Annotated in this window: 15 protein-coding genes; 5 read left to right on the top strand and 10 right to left on the bottom strand. The window is 74.4% G+C overall.

Annotation, left to right across the window (positions count from 1 at the left end):
* Positions 1-133: 133 nt before the first annotated feature.
* The gene (locus tag IEW90_RS05605) at positions 134-3,715 is read left to right on the top strand and encodes a PKD domain-containing protein (protein WP_188716889.1); all 3,582 of its coding nucleotides are present in this window, start codon (positions 134-136) and stop codon (positions 3,713-3,715) included.
* 15 nt (positions 3,716-3,730) lie between these two features.
* Here IEW90_RS05605 and IEW90_RS05600 read toward each other — a convergent pair whose 3' ends face one another.
* From IEW90_RS05600 to IEW90_RS05555, 10 genes are all read right to left on the bottom strand, one after another.
* Positions 3,731-4,177 carry a pilus assembly protein TadG-related protein gene (locus IEW90_RS05600; protein WP_188716887.1) on the bottom strand — a complete coding sequence of 149 codons (447 nt, stop codon included), beginning with the start codon at positions 4,175-4,177 and terminating at the stop codon, positions 3,731-3,733.
* Complete coding sequence (locus IEW90_RS05595) at positions 4,174-4,644, bottom strand: TadE family protein (RefSeq protein WP_229679499.1); 471 nt, start codon at positions 4,642-4,644, stop codon at positions 4,174-4,176. The genes IEW90_RS05600 and IEW90_RS05595 overlap by 4 nt, the downstream gene beginning before the upstream one ends.
* On the bottom strand, positions 4,637-5,017 hold the full coding sequence (locus tag IEW90_RS05590) for a TadE/TadG family type IV pilus assembly protein (RefSeq protein WP_229679498.1): 381 nt from the start codon (positions 5,015-5,017) through the stop codon (positions 4,637-4,639). Before IEW90_RS05590 ends, IEW90_RS05595 begins: the two co-directional genes overlap by 8 nt.
* Entirely contained in the window at positions 5,017-5,205 is a 189-nt protein-coding gene (locus IEW90_RS05585; protein WP_188716883.1) for a hypothetical protein, read from the bottom strand. Before IEW90_RS05585 ends, IEW90_RS05590 begins: the two co-directional genes overlap by 1 nt.
* 11 nt (positions 5,206-5,216) lie before the next feature.
* On the bottom strand, positions 5,217-6,152 hold the full coding sequence (locus IEW90_RS05580) for a type II secretion system F family protein (RefSeq protein ID WP_229679497.1): 936 nt from the start codon (positions 6,150-6,152) through the stop codon (positions 5,217-5,219).
* Positions 6,149-7,003: a type II secretion system F family protein gene (locus IEW90_RS05575; protein WP_188716881.1), complete on the bottom strand. Its 855-nt coding sequence runs from the start codon at positions 7,001-7,003 to the stop codon at positions 6,149-6,151. Before IEW90_RS05575 ends, IEW90_RS05580 begins: the two co-directional genes overlap by 4 nt.
* A 13-nt stretch (positions 7,004-7,016) precedes the next feature.
* Positions 7,017-8,249: a TadA family conjugal transfer-associated ATPase gene (locus IEW90_RS05570; protein WP_188716879.1), complete on the bottom strand. Its 1,233-nt coding sequence runs from the start codon at positions 8,247-8,249 to the stop codon at positions 7,017-7,019.
* Between the two features lie 184 nt (positions 8,250-8,433).
* Positions 8,434-9,363, bottom strand: coding sequence for a prenyltransferase/squalene oxidase repeat-containing protein (locus tag IEW90_RS05565; protein WP_188716877.1), 930 nt, complete (start codon positions 9,361-9,363; stop codon positions 8,434-8,436).
* 312 nt (positions 9,364-9,675) lie between these two features.
* Positions 9,676-10,494 carry an alpha/beta fold hydrolase gene (locus IEW90_RS05560; protein ID WP_188716875.1) on the bottom strand — a complete coding sequence of 273 codons (819 nt, stop codon included), beginning with the start codon at positions 10,492-10,494 and terminating at the stop codon, positions 9,676-9,678.
* Between the two features lie 76 nt (positions 10,495-10,570).
* A complete protein-coding gene (locus IEW90_RS05555) occupies positions 10,571-11,275 on the bottom strand; it encodes a flavodoxin family protein (protein ID WP_188716873.1) in 705 nt (234 codons plus the stop codon).
* A 166-nt stretch (positions 11,276-11,441) separates the two neighbouring features.
* On the opposite strand from IEW90_RS05555, the gene IEW90_RS05550 reads away from it, so the two are divergent.
* From IEW90_RS05550 to IEW90_RS05535, 4 genes are read left to right on the top strand one after another with little or no spacing between them, the layout of a single operon-like run.
* Positions 11,442-12,590 (top strand): PP2C family protein-serine/threonine phosphatase, encoded by a 1,149-nt coding sequence (locus tag IEW90_RS05550; protein ID WP_188716871.1) that lies wholly within the window; start codon positions 11,442-11,444, stop codon positions 12,588-12,590.
* Positions 12,590-14,563, top strand: a complete 1,974-nt coding sequence (locus IEW90_RS05545) for a glycosyltransferase (RefSeq protein WP_188716869.1) — start codon at positions 12,590-12,592, stop codon at positions 14,561-14,563. Before IEW90_RS05550 ends, IEW90_RS05545 begins: the two co-directional genes overlap by 1 nt.
* Positions 14,560-14,892, top strand: a complete 333-nt coding sequence (locus tag IEW90_RS05540; protein ID WP_188716866.1) for an STAS domain-containing protein — start codon at positions 14,560-14,562, stop codon at positions 14,890-14,892. The genes IEW90_RS05545 and IEW90_RS05540 overlap by 4 nt, the downstream gene beginning before the upstream one ends.
* Positions 14,882-15,298, top strand: coding sequence for an ATP-binding protein (locus IEW90_RS05535; RefSeq protein ID WP_188716864.1), 417 nt, complete (start codon positions 14,882-14,884; stop codon positions 15,296-15,298). The genes IEW90_RS05540 and IEW90_RS05535 overlap by 11 nt, the downstream gene beginning before the upstream one ends.
* Positions 15,299-15,301: the final 3 nt, after the last annotated feature.

Below are 15,301 nucleotides of genomic sequence, written 5' to 3'. Positions count from 1 at the left end.
ACGGATTGCGGACATCGTTACGCAATGTCATCATGCGCGCAGGCGCACCACGAGGAGGTGTCCGATGCGATCGACGGCGATCCTGGAGACCGAGCAGCACGGGCGACGGCGCGCTCGATCCCGACGTGTCCGCATGGCTGCCGCGGCCGCGCTCGGTGCCCTCCTCGCGGGCGCCGTCGCGACGCCCGCCTGGGCCTCGCCGCCCGACGCCGCGACCCTCGTGGCGCCCGCCGACGGCGGCACGACGACGACCGCCTCCCCCACCCTCTCCGTCGTGGCGGGAGACCCGGACGGCGGCTCGGTCGACGTCACGTTCGAGGGCAGGCCGCGCGGCGCCACCGTGCCCGGCGGCACGGGCGAGGAGCCCTTCAGCCTCGTCGTGGTGCCCGACACCCAGAACTACAGCGACGGCGAGCAGGCTCGGCTCGAGGCGCAGCTGCGCTGGATCCGCGACACGCGCAGCACGCTCGACACCGCCTTCGTCGTGCAGGTCGGCGACCTCGTGGGCGACTGGTTCATCCCCCGCCAGTGGAACAACGTCTCGACCGCGTTCCGCATCCTCGACGACGCCGGCGTGCCGAACACCGTGCTGCCCGGCAACCACGACTTCGACAACGCCACCGGCGACCTCGGGCCCTACAACGCCTGGTTCCCGGCATCGCGCTACGCGGGCGCATCCTGGAACACCGCCACGACCCGCTACGGGGGCCACCTCGGCCAGAGCCAGTTCGGGCCCGACCCGATCGACCGCGGCAACGGCGACAGCTACGCGCTGTTCAGCGCGGGCGGGCGGCACTTCCTCGTGCTCAACCTCGAGTGGGAGGCGCCGCGCTACGCGCTCGACTGGGCCGACCGGGTGCTCGCGGCGCACCCTGACCGCACGGTGATCATGGCGACCCACTCGTTCATCACCGTCGACGGCACGAGGCTCACCACGCCGCAGCGCCCCGGCGGCACGTCGCCCGCGGCGCTGTGGCAGGACTTCGTGCGCACGCACTGCCAGATCCGGCTCGTCGTCGCGGGCCACGAGCGCAATGGCGAGAACGGCGAGGCGCGGCGCACCGACCTCAACGCCTGCGGCCAGCCGGTGCAGCAGATCCTCTCGAACTACCAGAGCAGGCCCAACGGCGGCGACGGGTGGCTGCGCTACTACACGTTCGACCCGGCGACCGACACGATGCGGGCGACCACCTACTCCCCCACGCTCGATCGCTTCGAGACCGACGCCAGCTCCGCCTTCACGCTGCCCTTCGAGCTCTCCGAGCCGCAGCCGGCGCCCTTCACCGCGATCGCGACCCGCACCGTCGCCGCCGGCGCGACCGCGAGCGCCACCTGGACCGGCCTGCAGCACGAGACCGACTACGAGTGGCGCGCGGTCGTCGACGACGGCACCACGCGCACGACCTCCGCGACCTGGACCCTGCGCACGCCGGCCCCGCAGCAGACCGCGCTGGCCGCCGACGCGTTCTCGCGCACCCTCTCGGGCGCATGGGGCAGCGCCGACACCGGAGGGCCCTGGACCGTGACGGGCGGCAGCGCGGCGTTCTCGGTGGGCGGGGGCCGGGGCGTCGTGGCGCTCGCGCCGTCGCACACGCGGGAGGCGCGGCTGCAGTCGCTCTCCACCTCGGACGCCGTCGTCGAGGTGCAGGTCTCGAGCGACGTCGCCTCCGCCGGCGGCACCGCGAGCGCGAGCATCAACGGCCGCCTCGTCGGCACGCAGAGCTACGCGGCGCGCGTGCGCTTCGAGCCCGGCGGGGTGCTGCGCATGTACCTGCTGCGCAACGAGGCGGCCCTCGGGATGCACCTGGGCACCTGGAGCCCCGGCCAGGCCTTCACGGCCCGCTTCTCGGTGACCGGCACCTCGCCCACGCAGCTCGCCGCCAAGGTCTGGCCGACCGCGGGCGGCGAGCCGCCCGGATGGCAGCTCACGGCGACCGACTCGACCGCCGGGCTCCAGCAGGCGGGCATGGTCACGCTGAAGTCGTCGCTGAGCGCCTCCTCGACGGTCGCGGTGCAGCGGCTGCTGTACGACGACCTCCGCGTCGTCTCCTCCGCGGCGCCGCCCGCCAACCAGCCGCCGACCGCGTCGTTCACGACCGACGTCAGCGCGCTGCGCGTGACGACCGATGCCGCCGCCTCGACCGACGCCGACGGCACGATCGCCTCGTACGCGTGGTCGTTCGGCGACGGCAGCACCGCGTCCGGCCGCACGGCCGCCCACGACTACGCCTCGCCCGGCGACTACATCGTGCGGCTCACCGTCGCCGACGACGACGGCGCGACCGCGACGACGACGCGCACGGTGACGGCGACGGCGCCGCCGAACCAGCCGCCCACCGCGACGATCGGCGCACCGCAGGTCGACGGCCGCTCCGTGTCGGTCTCCGGTGCCGGCTCGACCGACGCCGACGGCACCGTCACGTCGTACGCATGGGACTTCGGCGACGGCGCCACAGCGACGGGCGCCACCGCGACCCACGAGTACGCCACCGACGGCACGCGCACGATCACCCTGGTCGTCACCGACGACGACGGCGCGACCGCGACCGCGACACGACAGGTGACGGTGACGGCGCCCGTGCCCAACCAGGCGCCGACGGCCTCCTTCACGACCGGCGGTTCGGGGATGACCGCGACCGTCGACGCCTCCGGCTCCTCCGACCCGGACGGCTCGATCGTCGCCTACGCGTGGCAGCTCGGCGACGGCAGCACCGCCTCGGGCCGCACCGCCTCGCGCACCTACGCGACGCCCGGCACGTACGTCGTCACGCTCACCGTGACCGACGACGACGGCGCGAGGGCGACGACCACCCGCTCGGTGACCGCGACGGCGCCGCCCAACCAGGCGCCGACGGCCGTCATCGGCGCGCCGAGCATCAGCGGCCGGACGGTGACGGTGTCGGGCGCGGGATCGTCCGACGCCGACGGCACGATCGCCTCGTACGCCTGGTCGTTCGGCGACGGCGGCACCGCGACCGGCTCGACCGCGACCTGGACCTACCCGAGCGACGGCACCCGCACGATCACGCTCACGGTGACCGACGACGACGGCGCGACCGCTGTCGCGACGCGGCAGGTGACGGTGTCCGCCGTCGCCGTCGTCGCGGCCGACACCTTCGGCCGCGCGGTCTCGGGCGGCTGGGGCACCGCCGACGCGGGCGGCGCGTGGAGCGCGACCGGCGGCTCGGCCGCGTACTCGGTGGCCGGCGGCCAGGGCATCGTGACGCTCGCGCCGAGCCACACGCGCGAGGCGCGGCTCGGCGCGTCCGGCACGAGCACGGTGACGACGGTGCGCGTCTCCTCCGACGTCGCCTCCGTCGGCGGCACGGCGAGCGCCACGGTCGTGGGACGGCTCGTGGGCACGTCGACCTACTCGGCGCGGCTGCGCTTCGAGCCGAACGGCGTCATCCGGCTCTACCTGCTGCGCGACGAGGTGGCGCTCGGCGGCGGCAGCTACGTGCTGCCGGGCGCCTACGCGCCCGGCGAGGCGATCATGGTGCGGCTCAGCGTGCGCGGCACCTCGCCGACGTCGCTGGGCGCCATGATCTGGCGTGCGAGCGGTCCGGAGCCGAGCACCTGGCAGCTGCAGGCGACGGATGCGACGGCGGCGCTGCAGGCGGCGGGCACGGTGACGATCAAGTCGTCGGTGTCGGCGTCGTCGACGGTCGCGACGACGCGCCTGCGCTACGACGACTACCGGGTGACGACCTCGTAGGCGCGTGGATCGGCCTCAGTCGACGAAGACGGCCCGCGCGCTCGCGGTGACGTCGATCCGGAGCCCCTCGGGCAGGAGGAGCGAGACGACCGGCGGCCGCCATGCCGACGAGACGGTCACCGTGGCGCTCCGGGCGTCGGCGCTCGCGCCCTCGACCTGCACGGCGTCGAGCTCGCCCGCCGCCGCGCCCACCCACGCGACCGCGGCCGCGTCGACGGCGCCGTCGGCGAGCTCCGGGCTCGCCGTCTCGCCGTCGAAGCGCACCTGCTCGAGCGCGAAGGCCTCGGCGGCCGCGAGCGCGGCGCCGTCGGCGACCGTGAAGAGGCGCCGCCGCTCGACGAGCAGGCTCGTCGCCGCCGCGACGGCGACGATGAGCGCGATCGCGAGCCCCGCGAAGCCGATGGTGAGCACGAGGGTCGAGCCCTCCTCCTCTCGACGCAGGCGCTGCAGCAGCCGCGTCACGGGAGCGCCCCGAACGCCGAGACGGGCTGCAGCGCCTGCGCCTCCACCGGCACGGCGAGCCCCGTGTCGAGGCCCAGCACCGGCGGCGCGAGCGGCAGCGTGGCGGCGGCCTCGATCCGCACCGTCACCGTGCCGCGCGGCGTCGTGCACGCGTCCGGCCTCGGCGAGCACTCGATCGCGACGTTCGCGGCACCGGCGTCGACACCCGCGTCCGCGAGCGCCACGCGGATCGCGCGGTCGGCCGCGGCGAGCCCCGCGTCGTGGGAGTCGGCCGCCGCGACGACCCGAGCCGCGTGGCGGCTCGCCCCCTCGACCCCGAGCATGGCCAGCTGGATCTGGCCGAGCGCGATCACGAGGTAGACGAGCGGCACGAGCAGCAGCACGCCGACGGTGAGGAACTCGAGCGAGGCGCTGCCGGCGTCATCGGCGAGCGCGCCGCGCAGCCGCGCCCGGGCACGCTCAGCCAAGGGATTCGATGGGCGCATGCCCGCTCACCTCCAGCGCGGTCGGCCCGACGAAGCCGAGCACGGGCAGCGGCGCGGCGACGCGGATGCGGATGCTGTCGATGCCGGCGACCGTCGCGGTCGACGCGGTCACGTCGTGCGCGAAGTCGGGGCCGACTGCCGTGGTGATGAGCACGCGCGCGCGCTCGACGCCCGCCGACGCGTCCGAGCCGACGAGCGACGCGTGCCGAGCGCCCTCGGCGGCCGCGTCGGCCAGCGTCGCGCGCACGTGCATCGCGAGCGAGAGCTGGATGACCGAGAGCACGAGCGCCACGAGCAGCGCCGCGACCATCGCGAACTCGGCGACCGCCGAGCCGCGCTCGTCGGCCAGCCGCATCAGAAGCTCGAGACGCGCGCGATCGCCTGCTCGAACACGCCCGTGAGCGCGGGCCCGGCGACCGTCCAGAGCACGATGACGAGCCCCGCGGTCATGAGCGTGACGAGCACCCAGCCGGGCACGTCGCCGCGCTCCTCGTCGACCATCCGGCCGACGAGCCGCTGGAACCTCCTGCTGATCGTGGACATGGCTTCCTCCTTCAGAATCCGACCTGGAGCACGTGGATGCCCGGCCACAGCGCGAACGCCACCGTCGTCGGCAGGAGGCCGAAGACGAGCGGCACGAGCATCGAGATCTCCTTGCGACCTGCCGCTTCGAGCAGGTCGCGCTTCGCGGCGTCGCGGGCGTCGAGGGCCTGCGCCTGCAGCGTCTGGGCGAGCGGGGTGCCCCGCTCGAGGGCGCCGCGCATCTGGTCGACGCTGCGGGCGACGCCCGGGTGGTCGAGCTCGGTCGCGAGCGACGCGAGCGCGCTCGACAGGCTCGTGCCGGCAGCAGCGTCGGCGACGACGCCGCCCAGCTCGCGCCCGAGGGCGCTGGAGCCCGCGCCGCCGACGCGCCGCAGCGCATCCTGCAGGCCCTCGCCCGCCGCGAGGCTCAGCGACAGGAACTCGAGGATCGACGGCAGCTCGCTCGAGATGCGCGAGAGGCGGCGCTTCGCGGCGCGCTGCAGCAGGTGATCGACCGCGAGGGCGCCGATCGCTGCGCCCAGGAGCCCGAGCGCGGCGGGCAGCGCGGCGTGGCCGCCCTGGACCGCGCCGACGACGCCGAGCGCCGTGCCGACGACCGCGCCCAGCACGCCCCATCGCAGCTGCCGGCCGCGCACCTCCTCGGGCGTCTCGTCGGACGCGGCCTGGCGCAGCCGTCGGCGGATGGTGTCGGGCGCGCCGAGCACGGCGTGGACGAGCGGCGCGAGCCGGTCGCCGACGGGCGAGGCGACGACGCCGAGCACCCGCGCCGGGTCGACCCGGCGGCGGGCGACGAGGTCGCGGGCGCCGGCCGAGACGTCGAGCACGTAGGGCGCGACCCGGTGCAGCAGCAGCGGGCGGCGCAGGATCGGGACCAGGCTCACGAGCATCCAGAGGCCCATGCCCAGGCTCGCGCCGAGCACGAGGCTCCAGCCCAGCTCGGCGCTCACGCGAACCACCGCGCCTCGGTCGGGAGCGCGCCGATCCGCAGCATCGCGCGGTACGCGATGAGGGTGACGACGGCACCGCCAGCGATGAGCGCGATGCCGCCGGGCGCGTTGTACGCCTGCGCCGCCTCCGGCCGCGTCGACAGGATGAGGAGCACCACCCACGGCGCCGCGACGCCGAGCCGGGCGGCGTTCACGACCCACGTCTGGCGCGCCTCGAGCTCGCTGCGGGTCGCGAGGTCGACGCGGAGGTACGCGGCGAGATCGCGCAGCACGGTCGTGACCTCGCTGCCGCCGACGTCGCGGGCCATCCGCAGCGTCTCCAGGATGCGGTCCGCGACGGGATCGGCGAGGCGGTCCTTGAGGCGGTCGAGCGCGTATGCGAACGAGCCGGTCGCGCGGTGGTCGGCCGCGTACGCGGCGAAGGCCGAACGCGTGAGCTCGGGCCCGGCGTCCTGCAGCTGCGCGACGGCATCGGGCAGCGCGAGCCCCGACCGCACGGCAGAGACCAGGTGGTCGACCACGTCGGGCCAGACCGCGGCCTGCGCGCGACGGCGCCGACGCGCCCGCCAGCGCACCGCGAGCGGCGGCGCGAGGGCGCCAGCGGCGAACGCGGCGGCGGCGATCGCGACCACCGGCGCGAGCGCGAGGGCGACGCCGGCGGCGAGCACGCCGAGCAGCAGCGACGCAGCGCCGACGGCGAGCGGCGGGATGCCGTCGAGGCCCGCCTGCGTGAGACGGTCGACCACCCGGCTGCGGCGCGGATCCGCCCGCCTCTCCCGGCGCGGCGACAGCCACGGGCTCGCCGCGAGCACGAGGCCGAGGCCGAGCGCGGCGCCGAGCAGCCAGGTCATGCCGTGCCGCCCCTCATGCGGCGCCCCGTGCGAGGAGCGCGGTCGGGTCGGCGCCGACGGCGGCGAACTTCTCGAGCCGCGCAGGATGCGAGCCGGTCGGCTCGAGCAGGCCGCCGCGGAGCGCGAAGAGCGTCGAGCCCTCGATGACGGTGCCCTGGACGTGGCCGGTGGGCGCGAGGATCTCGACGACCTGGCGGTTGCCGCGGGCGTCGATCGCGAGGTGCGCGACGAGGTCGACGCACTGCGCCACCGTCGGCAGCACGAAGCCGGCGTCGATGTTGCGGCCCGCGAGCAGCGGCAGCGTCGTGAGCTTCGAGAGCGCGTCGCGGGCGGAGTTCGCGTGGATGGAGCACATGCCGCTCACCCCCGAGTTGAGGGCGATGAGCAGGTCGAGCGCCTCGGCCTCGCGCACCTCGCCGACGACCAGCCGGTCCGGGCGCATCCGGAGCGACTCCTTGACGAGCCTGCGGAGCGTGATCTCGCCCGTGCCCTCGAGGCTCGGCTGCCGGCACTGGAGGCCGACGATGTCGTCGACGGGCGGGTCGAGCTCGAACGTCTCCTCGACCGTGACCACCCGCTCCCCCGGCCGGACGGCGCCGAGCAGCGCGTTCAGGAGGGTGGTCTTGCCCGCGTGCGTGGGGCCCGAGACGAGGATGTTGCAACCGGCGACGACAGCCTGGCGCAGGAACTGCGCGGCCTGCTGGCTGAGCGCCCCGCGCTCGACGAGCGCCGACAGCGACGCGAGGCGGCGCGCGAACTTGCGGATGTTGATGCTCATCGCCCCGCGAGCGACGTCGCCGGAGGCGACATGCAGGCGCGACCCGTCGGGCAGGGAGGCGTCGACGAACGGCGTCGAGAGGTCGACGCGGCGGCCGGTGGTCGAGAGCATGCGCTCGACGAGGTCGCGCACCTCGGTCTCGGTGAGCCGCAGCGGCAGCTGCTCGCTCACGCCGGCGCGAGCCGCGAAGACGAGCGAGCCCTGGTTGATCCAGAGCTCCTCGACCTCGGGATCGTCGAGGAACGGCTGGAGCGGTCCGTAGCCGCGGACGGCCGCCAGCACGTCGCGCTCGGCTTCGCGCTCGTCGGCGAGCATCGGCACGCTGCCGCCGAGCGAGCGCTCGGCGTAGGAGCGCACGGCGTCGCGCACGTAGCGCTCGGCGAGATCGCCGGAGCCGGCGAGATCGACGCCGTCGCGACGCACCTTCGCCCGCACGGTGGCGGTGATCTCGGCGACGGCCTGGCGCATGCGAGCCAGTGAAGCGCGGGGCCGCGGCGGGCGGCGGAAGTTGTCCACAGCGGTCGTCCGGCGGCTGCCCCTGACCTCCGGGCGGAGGCGGACGCGGCACGGGTGCATCGCGGAGCGATCCGCCTTCCCGATCCTCGATCAGGTCTCGCGGGAGCGCGTCGGCGCGGAGCTCCGGCACCCCCTGCTAGACGTCCTCGCCCGCCCACCGCAGCACGCGGAGCGCCTTCAGGGTGATCCAGCGGTTCGGCTCGCCGACCGGCCCGTGGTCGATGCGGGCGTCGCCGCCCCACCGCACCTCGAGCGGCCACGTGCCGTCGCCCTGCCGCTTGCCGCGGACGACGTCGATCGCCTCGCGCATCCGCTCGTCCGGCTCCGCGCCGACCGCGCGGAGGTGCTCGAGCGCCCGCAGCACGTCGTAGTGCCAGCGCGGCGGGAACGCGAGCCGCAGGTAGTCCTCGTCGACGACCTCGCCCGTGGAGCGTCGCCGCAGCAGGCCGCGCTCGAGCAGGTATGCCTCGCCGCTCAGCCGCGCCTCGCGCACGCGCGGGTCGTCGGTCACGCGCTCCTGGGCCGCCATCGCCTCGAGGACGGCGATCGTCGAGTCGAACGAGGATCGGGTGCTGCCGTGCTCCTGCTCGCAGTTCCAGCCGCCGTCGGCCATGCGCTTGCCGAGCAGCCGCTCGACGACCCCGTCGACCGGCACGCCGTAGTGGACGCCGTTCGTCACGAGCGCGCCGTTGATGCACGGCTCCACCTCGCCCTCCCAGAAGGGCTGGCCGTCGTGCTCCCAGCACGTGACCCGGCGCACGTCGTCGACGACCTCCCGCGCCTCGGGGCTGCGCGGGTCGAGGCCGAGCAGCCGCAGCTCGGTGAGCACGTGCGACGTCGACGTCCACGGCTGACCGGGCAGCTCCGGCTCCGCCGTCGGGAAGTGCGCGCCGCCAGCCCACTGGCCGTCGGCGCCGCGGGCGGCGAGCAGCGCGGCGCCCCACCCCTCGCGCGCGACCCGCGCGCGCTCGTCCGCGACCTCGGCCGGATCCGCATCCAGGAGGTCCTGCATGACCTGCCAGCGGATCGCCGGGTCGCCCTCCATGAGCCAGTCGATGACGCGCATGGCCGGCATCCTGCTCCCCCGCGCCCACACGCGCCAGGATCCACGGGGCTCACGTCGGTCACGGGCCTCAGCTCGAGCCCGCTGCAGCGAGTGGTCGATGCGTGCGATCAGTGGTCACGTCGTGCTGCAGGAAGCGACCACTCCCAGCGCTTCGTGACCACTCGATGCAGGAAGTGACCGATCCCGAGCATGAGGTGACCGCTCGGGGGCGCGAGACGGCCACTCGATCGGGTCGATCGGCGCGCCACGCGAGAGCGGCCGCCCCGCGATGGGACGGCCGCTCGAGCGCGCGGCGGGAGCGCCGCGCCCGCGTCAGCGCTGCAGGAAGTCCAGCAGCACCCGGTTGAACTCGTCGACGTGCGACACGTTGAGGCCGTGCGGGGCGCCCGCGATCACGTGCAGCTCGCTGCCCTCGATCGTCTCGGCGGTGCGCTTGCCCGAGCCCTCGTACGGCACCGTCTGGTCGCCGTCGCCGTGGATGACGAGCGTCGGCACGGTGATCGTGCCGATGTCGTCGCGGAAGTCGGTCGTCGCCCACGCGTCCATCGCGCCGAGCGCAGCCGTCTGCGACGACTGCTTCGCGAGCGTCAGCGCCTCCTGCCGCTGCTCCTCGGTCACCTGGATGCCCGCATCCGTCGAGAAGAAGCCGGTCGTGAACCCGTCGAGGAACGCGTCGCGGTCGGCCTCGAGCTGTCCGCGCATGCCCTGGTAGGCCTCCTCCGTGAGCGGCCCGTCGGGGTTGTCGTCCGACTGCAGCAGGAACGGCGGCACGGCCGCCGCGAAGACGACCGAGCGGATGCGCTCCTGCCCGTACGCGGAGACGTAGCGGGCGACCTCGCCGCCGCCCATCGAGAAGCCGACGAGCGTGACGTCGGTGAGGTCGAGCTCGCGCAGCACGCCGTCGAGGTCTGCCGCGAAGGTGTCGTAGTCGTAGCCGTCCTCGGGCTTGTCGGAGCGGCCGAAGCCGCGGCGGTCGTAGGCGACCACCCGGTAGCCGGCGCTCGCGAGCGCGTCGGTCTGGGCGTCCCACGCCTCGGCCGAGAGCGGCCAGCCGTGGATGAGCACGACGGGTCGGCCGCCGCCGCCCTCGGGGGCGCCGGTGTCGTCGATGTGCAGGGTGATGTCTGCCATGGGGCTCTCCTCGCTCGGATGTCTTGTCAGGGGTGCGCCCGCCGGACGGCGGGCGGTGGTCGGTGCCCGGTCCGCGTCAGCGGTACTCGGGGTTGTGGAAGCCGAAGCGCTCGCCGCGCTCCCACGCGTTGCGGTCGTTGCCCTCGTTGGGGATGCCGCCCTGCAGCATGCGCGCGAGGTGCAGCAGGTTCCACGCCATGATCGTGATGTTGCGCTTCGTGAAGTCGTTGTCGGCGCCCGCGATGGAGCCGTCGTCGAGCTCGTCGCCGTACGACGGGCCGGGGCCGGCCTCCCCCACCCAGCCGGCGTCGGCCTGCGGCGGGATCGTGTAGCCGATGTGGCCGAGCGCGTAGAGGGTCTCGGCAGCCACGTGCTTCATGCCGTCCTCGTTGCCGCCCACGAGCAGGCCGGCGACCTTGCCGTAGGTGCTCGACTGCCCCTTGTCGTTGAGGTCGCCCGACTGCGCGTAGAGCCGCTCGATGACGCGGCGCGTGACCGACGAGAGGTTGCCGAGCCAGATCGGCGTCGCGAGCACGAGGATGTCGGCCCTCGAGATGCGCTCCCACAGCTGCGGCCACGCATCGGTCGCGATGCCGTGCTCGGTCATGTCGGGCTGCACGCCCGGCGCGATGTCGTGGTCGACGGCACGGATCACCTCGACCTCGACGCCCTGCTGACGCAGGATGTCGGCGCTCGCCTCGATGAGCAGGTCGGTGTGGCTCTCGCCGGGCGAGGGGGTGAGCGTGCCGTTGACGTAGACGGCGCGGATGGGTTCGGTCATGTCACCCACGCAACCACCCGTTCCTGGGCGTGGGCGATCAGCGTCCTGGCAGGCCGTCGGCCGCCGATCCCTGGCCCGCAAGGATGCGGATGGTGCACGATGTGCTGGAGGGAGGCTCCACCGAGGCCGGAGCCGGGATGCCGACCAGTCACGAGGGGGCAGTTCGATGATTGACGAGCCACGGCGCCAACGGGCGCTCGACGAGCTCGATGTGGTGGACACGCCGACCGACGAGCGGGTCGACCGCATCACGCGGCTCGCGCAGGAGCTCTTCCGCGTGCCGATGGTGAGCGTGACGCTGCTCGACCACGACCGCCAGTGGCGGAAGTCCGAGATCGGCCTCGGCGGGCGCGAGGCGCCGCGCGCTGGCTCGTTCTGCGACGCGACCGCGCGGCTCGGCGCCACGAACGTCGTGCCCGACGCGGCGGCCGATCCCGCCTGGGCCGACAGCCCCTGGGTGCAGGGCGACCCGCACCTCCGCTTCTACGCCGGCCACCCCCTCGAGGCGCCGGGCGGCGAGCACGTGGGCACGCTCTGCATCCTCGACACCGAGCCGCGCGAGCTCGACGAGCGCCAGGTCGCGCTGCTCCAGGAGCTCGCCGGCTGGGTGCAGCTCGAGCTCGCCCGCTCGCGCGAGCTCGACGGCGCGCTCCTCGTGCAGCGCGCGCTCGCGCCGCAGCGCCTCCCGGAGGCCCCGGGCTACGAGCTCGCCGGCGCCTCGGCCGCGGCGGGCGCCATCTCCGGCGACTTCTGGGACATCGTCGCCCACGAGGACGACCTGCGCGTCACCGTCGCCGACGTCATGGGCAAGGGCACCGGCCCCGCGATCATCGCGGCCTCGGTGCGCGCCTCGCTGCGCACCGCCCCGCACCGCGACCTCGCGAGCTCCGTCGCCGAGGTCGACCGGCTGCTCGAGGAGAGCCTGTCCGAGGCGAACGTCTTCGTCACCGCCTTCCACTCCTCGCTGCGGCTCGAGACGGGCGAGCTGGAGTTCGTCGACGCCGGCCACAGCCTCGCCTTCGCGCTGCGCGCCGACGGATCCTGGGAGCGGCTGCGATCCACGGGCCTCCCGCTCGGGATGGGGCTCGGCGAGGACCGCCGCTCCGCGAGCGTCGCGCTCGAGCCGGGCGACGCGCTGCTGTGCTGCAGCGACGGGCTGCTCGACATCCTCGACGCGGAGCGGCCGTTCGAGCACGTGAGCCGCACGCTCGCCGAGCACGGCCCGCAGGGCGCCGTCGAGGAGGCGGTGCGGCTCGCCCGCGAGCGCCGCGCGCCCGACGACGTGACCGTCGTCGTCGTGCGGAGGAGCGCCTGATGCGGCTGCTCGTCATCCGCATCCTCGCCACCCTCTCGGTGCTGCTGGGCGTCAACTACGTCGCCTGGCGGTGGCTGGAGTCGGTGAACTGGTCGGCGTGGTGGATCGCGGTGCCGCTCGTCATCGCCGAGACCTACAGCCTCATCGACACCATCCTGTTCGCCACCACGATGTGGAGGGCCAAGCAGCGGCCGAGGCCGACGTCACCGCCGCAGGGCACCGTCGACGTCTTCATCACCACCTACAACGAGCCGATCGAGCTCGTCATGACGACCGCGCACGCCGCGAAGCGCATCGCCTACCCGCACGAGACGTGGATCCTCGACGACGGCGCACGACCCGAGATGGAGGCCGCCGCGCGCGCCGCCGGGATCGGCTACATCCGCCGCTCGGCGGACTGGGACGGCAAGCCGCGCCACGCGAAGGCCGGCAACCTCAACAACGCGCTGTTCCAGACCGACGGCGAGTTCCTGCTCATCCTCGACGCCGACCAGGTGCCGGACCCGCTCATCCTCGAGCGCACGCTCGGCTACTTCGCCGACGACCCGCAGGTGGCGCTCGTGCAGACGCCGCAGTGGTTCTCGAACGTCGACGAGGCCGACCCGCTCGGCAGCCAGGCGCCGCTCTTCTACGGGCCCATCCAGCAGGGCAAGGACGGCTGGAACGCCGCGTTCTTCTGCGGCTCCAACGCGGTGCTGCGGCGGGATGCGCTCATGCAGCTCGGCATCGTCGGCTACGTGCGCGACGTGGAGGCGTCGACGCGGCGCACGCTCCGCGCCGCCGAGAGCCTGCTGGCCCGCGAGGCGCACCGCCGCTCGAACGAGCCGGAGCTGCGCGCCGAGCTCTCGCGCCTGCGCGCCGAGGTGGGCGCCGCGCGGTCGGAGATCGACGAGGGCGGCCACATCGCCGACGTGACCTTCCGAGTGCGCGAGGCGGTCGACGCCGCCTCGCAGCGGCTCGTCGCGCTCGACGTCGCGCGCATGCACGACGACCTCGCCGAGCTGCAGGCCCTCCCGGTCCAGCGCGACGCCGAGCTGGGCGTCGTCGTCATCGACGACGCGGCCCTCGCCCGGCTCGCCGCCTCCGACCTGTCGCCGCTGGGCGCCGTCGACGCCGTCTCGGCCCTCCTCGACGCGCTGCGCGTGGACCGCCCGGGCGAGGCGCAGCCGCTGCAGCCGCTCGCGACCATCTCGGTCACCGAGGACATGGCGACGGCGATGCAGCTGCACTCGCTCGGCTGGCGCAGCGTCTACCACCACGAGGTGCTGGCGCACGGCCTCGCCCCGGACGACCTCGGCACGATGCTCAAGCAGCGCCTGCGCTGGGCGCAGGGCACCATGCAGGTGCTGCTGCGCGACAACCCGCTCCTCAAGCGCGGCCTGAGCGCGGGCCAGCGGCTCATGTACTTCGGCACGATGTGGAGCTACCTGTCGGGCTTCGCCGCCGTCGTGTACCTCGCCGCGCCCGTCGTCTACCTCGTGCTCGGGATCCTGCCGGTGACGGCCTGGTCGGTCGACTTCTTCCTGCGCTTCCTGCCGTACTTCCTCGTCAACCAGGTGCTCTTCGTCGTCGTCGCGCGCGGCATCCGCACGTGGCGCGGCCAGCAGTACTCGCTCGCGCTGTTCCCGGTGTGGATCAAGGCGTGCGTCACGTCGTTCGCCAACGTCGTGCTGCGCACCCCGCTCGACTTCGTCGTCACCCGCAAGGACAAGGTCGCCGAGGGGCGCGTGCCCTGGCGCGAGATCTGGCCGCAGCTCACCGCGATCGGGATGCTGCTGCTCGCCCTGATCATCGGCGTCGGCCGCGTCGTCGTCGGCACGGCCGACGGCACGGGCACGCTCGTGAACACGGTCTGGGTCGCCTACGACCTGCTGGCGCTCAGCGTCATCATCCAGGCCGCCCGCTACCGCGGCTTCGGCGGGGAGCCCCCGCAGGAGGCCGTCGACCGCGAACCGTCGAAGGGAACCGCATGAACATCGCCGTCACCACCGCATCCGGCATCGCGACCATCGCGCCGGAGGGCCGCCTCACGGCCGTCGCCGCGCCGCAGCTGCGGCAGGCGGTGCAGCAGTCGATCGACGCCGGCACTGCCCGCATCGTCGTCGACATGGCCGGCACCGAGTTCGTCGACTCCTCGGGCCTCGGCGCGCTCATCGGGGCGCTCAAGGCCGCCCGGCTCGCCGGCGGCGACCTGCGGATCGCGGCCGTGCCGGAGGCCGTGCGCACGGTCCTGCGCCTCACGAACCTCGACCGCGTGCTCCGCGCGCACGACTCGGCCGCGACGGCCTTCGATGGCGACTGACGCGCACGCCACGACCCTCGAGGGTCCGGCCGACCTGCGCCTCGTCGAGCAGGTGCTCGACGCGCTCGAGCGGCTCTACGAGGCGGCCGACGACGTCGCCGCCGACGACCGCGTGCTGTTCCAGCTCGCCGTGAGCGAGGTCGCGACGAACATCGCCGAGCACGGGCTGCCGCCCGGCAGCGTGCGCGTGCGGGTGCGGCTCGAGGTGGCGCCCGAGCGGCTCGCCGCGTCGTTCGTCGACACCGCCAGGCCCGCGAGCGTCGACCTCGACGAGGCCGAGATGGCGGCGCCGCTCGAGGAGTCCGGCCGCGGGCTCGCGATGGCGGTCGCGGCGCTCGACGAGTTCACGCACGAGCGCTCGGGCGGCAACACCTGGAGCCTCGTGCGGCGTCGCGGCGCCGCCTAGCCC

This window comes from Agrococcus terreus (assembly GCF_014645235.1).
Taxonomy (GTDB): domain Bacteria; phylum Actinomycetota; class Actinomycetes; order Actinomycetales; family Microbacteriaceae; genus Agrococcus; species Agrococcus terreus.
This window is presented reverse-complemented; position numbering and strand designations above follow the sequence as displayed.